Genomic DNA, 5,922 nt, shown 5'->3' on the forward strand with positions numbered 1-5,922 from the left:
GCGCGTGGGTCGGTCCGCGGTCCGTTCGACGCGACCGCCGGGAGGCGGGGGGCGTCGATGGATCATCGGGTCGGGATGTCGAGTGGGGCATCGATGGGACGTCGATGGGACCTCGCCGAGAGGGACGGGACGGGATGATCCCGGGAGCCGCTCGGATGTCCTCGTGGCCCGGACCGGCCGCTTCACCGGCCCGGGACTCCCTCACTCCTCCGCGGTGAGCCCTTCGCGCAGTTGCGCGAGCGTACGGGTCAGCAGTCGGGAGACGTGCATCTGGGAGATGCCGACCTCCTCACCGATCTGGGACTGCGTCATGTTGCCGAAGAACCGCAGCATGATGATGCGGCGTTCGCGGGCGGGCAGGCGGGCGAGCAGCGGCTTGAGGGATTCGCGGTACTCCACGCCCTCCAGCGCGCTGTCCTCGTAGCCCAGACGATCGGCCAGGGAGCCCTCGCCGCCCTCCTCCTCGGGCGAGGGGGAGTCCAGGGAACTGGCGGTGTAGGCGTTGCCGACGGCGAGGCCGTCGACGACCTCCTCCTCGGTGACGCCGAGCGCGACGGCCAACTCCGCCACCGTGGGCGAGCGGTCCAGCTTCTGCGACAGTTCGTCACCGGCCCGGGTGAGGGCCAGCCGCAGCTCCTGGAGACGGCGCGGGACGCGCACCGACCAGGAGGTGTCGCGGAAGAACCGCTTGATCTCGCCGACCACGGTCGGCATGGCGAAGGTGGGGAACTCCACCCCGCGGTCGCAGTCGAAGCGGTCGATGGCCTTGATGAGGCCGATCGTGCCGACCTGGACGATGTCCTCCATCGGCTCGTTGCGGCTGCGGAAGCGGGCCGCCGCGTACCGGACGAGCGGGAGGTTGAGTTCGATCAGGGTGTCCCGGACGTAGGCCCGTTCGGGGCTGTCCGCCTCCAGGGTGGAGAGCCGCTGGAACAGGGACCGGGAGAGTGTGCGGGTATCGAGGTTCTCGGTGTCCGCCGGAGGTTGCGGCGCGGTGAGCGGCACCGCCGGGTCCTGCGGCGCGTCGGTCGTGGCGAGCACCTGGGAACTGTCCAGTTCTACGGACATGCCACCCCCTGGGGGTCGTGGACGGGTCGTGGCGGCGTGCCCCTGCGAGAGGGGTGCGTCCCCTCGTGCATACCGGCGCCGCCGCCCTGGCAAACGCGGTTCCAGCAGAATGTCACAAGTCATCAACGCGATGTAGTGCCAAGTCGATAAATGGGCAACGGCCGGCGTGGAGTTTTCCCGGGGGACCGCTTCCCACCGCCAAGAGATCACTCGAAAGGGTCAGGGGTCGAGTGGATTTGCTTCCCTCAGTCGGGCGACGCTGCGGCTGAGCAAACGTGAGATGTGCATCTGTGACACTCCCAGCTCGGCGCTGATCTGCGACTGGGTCAGGTTCCGGTAGAAGCGCAGCAGCAGGATCCGTTGCTCCCGCTCCGGCAGTTGCACCAGCAGGTGCCGCACCAGCGCCCGGTGTTCCACGCCGGCCAACCCGGGATCCTCGTACCCGAGGGCCTCCGCCGGCCCCGGCGAACCGTCCTCGCGTTCCCTGGACGCCTCCAGCGATGAGACCCGGTAGGCCCGTGCGGCCTCGGCCCCGGCCCGTACGTCCTCCTCGGGGACCGCCAGGCGGCGGGCGATCTCGGTCGTGGTGGGGGTGCGACCCAGCATGCCGGTCAGCTCCTCGCCGGCGGCGTGGATCCGGATGGAGAGTTCGTGCATCCGGCGCGGTACGTGCACGCTGCGGACATTGTCCCGGAAGTAGCGCCGGATCTCCCCGATGATGGTGGGCATGGCGAAGGTGGGGAACTGCACCCCGCGCGTCGGGTCGAAGCGGTCGATGGCGTGGATCAGTCCGATCGTGCCGACCTGGACGACATCCTCCATCGGCTCGTTGCGGCTGCGGAAGCGGTGCGAGATCCAGCGGACCAGGGGCAGGTTCGCCTCGATCAGGGCCCCGCGCACGCGGGCGTGTTCGGGAGTGCCGGGCTCCAGTCGGACCAGACGCTCGAAGAGGGCCGCCGTCACCTCCCGGGCACTCGCCCCCTTGGTTCCGCGGGTCCGCGTCACCGCCACCGGCCGACCGCCCCTTCGCCCTCCGCTGTGGACACCCCTGTGCAGGCCCCGGATACGGGAAACCCCGGAACATCACCATGGAATTACGTGGAAATCGGTCATAGCATCACAAGGGTGGGTCAAGGGTGCAAGCATCGCGTGGGTGTGTGTCGTCCCGGGGAGCCGGATCGGCGCCCCGGTCGGCCCGCGACCGTACGAGCGGGCGGGCCACTCGATGAACGCGCCGGCCTCAGCGCACCAAACCTCAGCGCACCAAAGTGGTCACGAGGTCCCCCACGCCCGTGGCGGCGGCGGAGATCCCGTCGAAGCCCATGCGGACGAAGTCGGCGGACGCCACCGGCCAGGCGATGACGGAGTACAGGACGAGCACGCTCAGCACGTAGAGCCCGATCCGTCCGACGCGTGTCATCCGCGTCCTCCTCCCCGCTCCGTGCCTCCCGGCGTCTCTTCCAGGGGTCTTCTCCCGGTGGCACCTCGCGCGGGAGGCTTTCCGGGGAAATCCGGCGCCCGGATGGGGCCACCGGTGGTCGGGCGAGTGTAACCGTCCCCCGCGCCGGGGGACCCCGTCGCACGACGAGGGGCCCGGTCCGTGTGGACCGGGCCCCTCGTTCCTGTGTTTCGTGGCGGTAGCGGAGGGATTTGAACCCTCGGTGGAGTTGCCCCCACACTCGCTTTCGAGGCGAGCTCCTTAGGCCGCTCGGACACGCTACCGAGAGGCAGCTTAGCCCGGGGCCCGGCGCGGGACGAAATCAGCTCCCGTCCGGGCTCCCGCCGGTGCTCGCGACGGCGGAACCCGCGCCGCTCCCGGGACCGGTGCCGGGCCCCGTCGCCGGACGACCGGAACGGAAGAAGCGGGACAGCGGCTCCCCGCACTCCCCGGCCAGCACCCCGGAGATCACCTCGGGACGGTGATTGACGCGGCGGTCGCGCAGCAGGTCCCACACCGAGCCCGCCGCTCCCGCCTTGGGATCGACGGCCCCGTAGACGACGCGCTCGACCCGGGCGAGGGCCGTGGCCCCCGCGCACATCGCGCACGGTTCCAGGGTGACGACCAGGGTGCACCCGGTCAGCCGCCAGCCGTCGAGGCGTTCCGCCGCCCGGCGCAGCGCCAACACCTCGGCGTGCGCGGTGGGGTCCCCGTGCGCCTCCCGCTCGTTGTGGGCGGTGGCCAGCACCGGGCCCCGCGGACCGCCGGGGCCCAGCACCACGGCGCCCACCGGCACGTCACCGGTGGCGGGGGCGGCCAGTGCCTCGACCAGCGCCCGGCGCACGGCGGGCACCCAGGGGTCGCGCAACGGGTCACCGTGCGCGGGTTCGGGGGCGGTGTCGTGGGCCGGTGGATGGTTCGTCCCCCGCATGGCGGCACTCCTTTTCCGCGCTCCGTCCGCGGTGCTCCCCCGGCGTCGTCCACCGGTTTCCCCGGGCGCGACGGTACGACAGCCCTCCCGGGACGGTGTGCCCGGTGGGTCGGTGTCGCGTCTCCCCGGGGCACGACGGTACGGCAGGCGCCGGGGGCCGGGCCCGGCGGGGGCCGTTCGGGTGCGCGGGCCCGGGGAGGGAAAGCCGCCGACGCCCGCCGGGGCGGGCGTCGGCCGGGCTCCTCAGCGCACGGCCTCCAACACCTCCGCGCACCCCAGGGCGTCGGCGATCTCGCCCAGCGCGTTCTCCGGGGTCAGGGTCAGCACGGTCCGTGCCTCGATGCCGAAGTCGTCCATCAGTTCCGGGTCCCCGACGGGGCCGGCCGGGATGGTCTCGTGGGGCGGCGGATCCTCCTCGACGAGCGCCTCCGAGGAGGGCCCCTCCTCGGTGCCGTCGAGGTCCTCCGGCTCCTCCGGGACGACCGTCGCCCGTGGTTCCCGACCCAGCAGCTCATCGCTGATCAGGATCTCGCCCCAGGCGCTGCGCATGGCCCGGGAGGCATCGGAGACGAAGATCCGGGGATCCTCCTCCCCGTCCACGCGGACGATGCCGAACCACGCCCCTTCCTGTTCGATGCAGACGAGGACCGGCTCGTCGTCGGGCGACGCCGCGCGCGCCAGATCGGCCAACTCGTCCAGGCTCTCCACGTCGTCCAGCTCGGTGTCGCTCGCTTCCCAACCGTCCTCGGTGCGCGCGAGCAGTGCGGTGAAGTACACCTCGGCTCTCCCCACTCGGTTCGGCATCCGTCAGTCGCGTCCGGGCGTGCCCTTCGCGTGCCTATGGGCATCGTGACAGAAAAGACGGGATCTGTCGGGCGACTCAACGGTTCACCAACGGAATGTCCGCATCCGTTGTTGAAGGCGCAACCTGGCTGTTCGGGCCCGGCGGGGGCGGACCCGCTCGCGCAATGCCTTGGCCTCGTGGAGTTCGCGCAGGAATTCGGCCCGGCGGCGACTTCGGTCGGCGTCGGGCCGTTCCGGGTGTCCGGGTTTCGGCATGCTGCCTCCTGCCTCACCCGCTTCCGATTCCCGTTCCGCCGATCGGGTGGCGGTGTCGGGGGCGTCGGGTCGCCCGATGGTTCGGGTGACCGGTGGGACGGGGGCCGGGAGCGGCGATCCCGGGGGCGTGAACGTCGTGCCCCTACTCATGCGTCTTCCTGTTCCTGCCCACCTCGACGGGCGGGAATCCCCCGTTCGCCAATGGCGCGCGGTCCGGTGCGCACCGTCATCGGGGTTCGCCGGCCGGCCGTCCGCCGCCCCGGGCGCCCCGGGCCGGTCCCGGGGGGTTGGGTACTGTCGGGGCCATGCGGATCCATGTCGTCGACCACCCGCTGGTGGCCCACAAGCTGACCACGCTGCGCGACGAGCGCACCGACTCCCCCACGTTCCGCCGCCTGGCCGACGAACTGGTGACCCTGCTGGCGTACGAGGCCACCCGGGAGGTGCGCACGGAACGGGTGGACCTCCGCACGCCCGTCACGGAGACCACCGGCGTGCGGCTGTCGCACCCGCGCCCCCTGGTGGTGCCGATCATCCGGGCCGGTCTCGGCATGTTGGACGGCATGGTCCGACTGCTGCCGACCGCGGAGGTCGGGTTCCTCGGGATGATCCGCGACGAGCGGACGCTGAAGTCCTCCACCTACGCCAACCGGATGCCGGAGGATCTCTCGGGCCGCCAGGTGTATGTGCTGGACCCGATGCTGGCCACCGGCGGGACGCTGGCGGTCGCGATTCGGGAGCTGATGCGCCGGGGCGCGGACGACGTGACGGCCCTGTGCCTGTTGGCCGCCCCGGAGGGGGTGGCCCACCTGGAGGAGGAGTTGGCGGGGGCACCGGTGACGGTGGTCACGGCCGCACTGGACGAGCGGTTGAACGAGGAGGGCTTCATCGTCCCCGGCCTGGGGGACGCGGGCGACCGGATGTACGGGACGGCCTGACCCCCCGCCGGGACACCGGGACACCGTTCCGCCGGGAGGCGTCGGGTGGCGGTGTCCCGGCGGAACGGGTGGCGGTTCTCAGCAGGTGGGCTCGTCCGGGCTCGCCGCGACGAGGGCGGCCAGCGCCGCCTCGACCTCCGCGGGTTCGGCCAGGGCCTCGAAGGCGTCGCCGAGCACCAGGTCCACCTCCCGGTCACCCGGTTCCCGCTCCGTCTCCGCCTCCCCGCTCTCCCGGGGGGCGCCGCTCTCGGCACCGACGGCGTGGGCTCCCAGCACCGTGAGCACGCCGTTCTCCTCGGCATCCGGCGAGCCCAACAGCAGGCCGGTGGAGGTGAGGGCGCCGTCCAGGTCCTCGGGGGCGTTGTCCACGGCGCCGATCAGGAAGCCGCGCTCGGCGAGCGCGTCGGCGGTGTTCTGCGCCAGGCCGGAGCGGTCGGTGGCGTTGTAGACGTTGACGGTGATGGTCTCGGGGGAGGGCAGTTCGGCGG

General features: G+C 72.1%; 8 protein-coding genes and 1 tRNA gene. 1 reads left to right on the forward strand and 8 read right to left on the reverse strand.

All coding sequences use genetic code 11. The features are described 5' to 3' along the window. Nucleotides 1-201: 201 nt before the first annotated feature. From FNQ90_RS10105 to FNQ90_RS28670, 7 genes are all read right to left on the reverse strand, one after another. Complete coding sequence (locus FNQ90_RS10105) at nucleotides 202-1,068, reverse strand: RNA polymerase sigma factor SigF (RefSeq protein WP_143618903.1); 867 nt, start codon at nucleotides 1,066-1,068, stop codon at nucleotides 202-204. A 219-nt stretch (nucleotides 1,069-1,287) separates the two neighbouring features. Further along, complete coding sequence (locus FNQ90_RS10110; protein WP_143618905.1) at nucleotides 1,288-2,079, reverse strand: SigB/SigF/SigG family RNA polymerase sigma factor; 792 nt, start codon at nucleotides 2,077-2,079, stop codon at nucleotides 1,288-1,290. 244 nt (nucleotides 2,080-2,323) lie between these two features. After that, the gene (locus FNQ90_RS10115; protein ID WP_182606064.1) at nucleotides 2,324-2,488 is read right to left on the reverse strand and encodes a hypothetical protein; all 165 of its coding nucleotides are present in this window, start codon (nucleotides 2,486-2,488) and stop codon (nucleotides 2,324-2,326) included. Between the two features lie 212 nt (nucleotides 2,489-2,700). Then, nucleotides 2,701-2,790: transfer RNA gene (locus FNQ90_RS10120), tRNA-Ser, on the reverse strand. A 38-nt stretch (nucleotides 2,791-2,828) separates the two neighbouring features. Continuing rightward, on the reverse strand, nucleotides 2,829-3,437 hold the full coding sequence (locus tag FNQ90_RS10125; protein WP_182606065.1) for a nucleoside deaminase: 609 nt from the start codon (nucleotides 3,435-3,437) through the stop codon (nucleotides 2,829-2,831). Nucleotides 3,438-3,680: 243 nt separating this feature from the next. Then, a complete protein-coding gene (locus FNQ90_RS10130) occupies nucleotides 3,681-4,214 on the reverse strand; it encodes a tRNA adenosine deaminase-associated protein (protein ID WP_182606066.1) in 534 nt (177 codons plus the stop codon). 111 nt (nucleotides 4,215-4,325) lie between these two features. Next, complete coding sequence (locus FNQ90_RS28670; RefSeq protein ID WP_407699334.1) at nucleotides 4,326-4,646, reverse strand: hypothetical protein; 321 nt, start codon at nucleotides 4,644-4,646, stop codon at nucleotides 4,326-4,328. A gap of 155 nt (nucleotides 4,647-4,801) precedes the next feature. Here FNQ90_RS28670 and upp point away from each other — a divergent pair, with 155 nt between their 5' ends. Further along, nucleotides 4,802-5,434, forward strand: a complete 633-nt coding sequence (upp, locus tag FNQ90_RS10140) for a uracil phosphoribosyltransferase (RefSeq protein ID WP_182606067.1) — start codon at nucleotides 4,802-4,804, stop codon at nucleotides 5,432-5,434. A gap of 78 nt (nucleotides 5,435-5,512) precedes the next feature. On the opposite strand, the gene FNQ90_RS10145 is transcribed toward upp, so the two are convergent. After that, nucleotides 5,513-5,922, reverse strand: a 410-nt coding sequence (locus FNQ90_RS10145) for a LytR C-terminal domain-containing protein (RefSeq protein ID WP_182606068.1), incomplete at its 5' end; no start/stop codon positions are given.

This window comes from Streptomyces alkaliphilus (assembly GCF_014141535.1).
GTDB classification, from domain to species: domain Bacteria; phylum Actinomycetota; class Actinomycetes; order Streptomycetales; family Streptomycetaceae; genus Streptomyces; species Streptomyces alkaliphilus.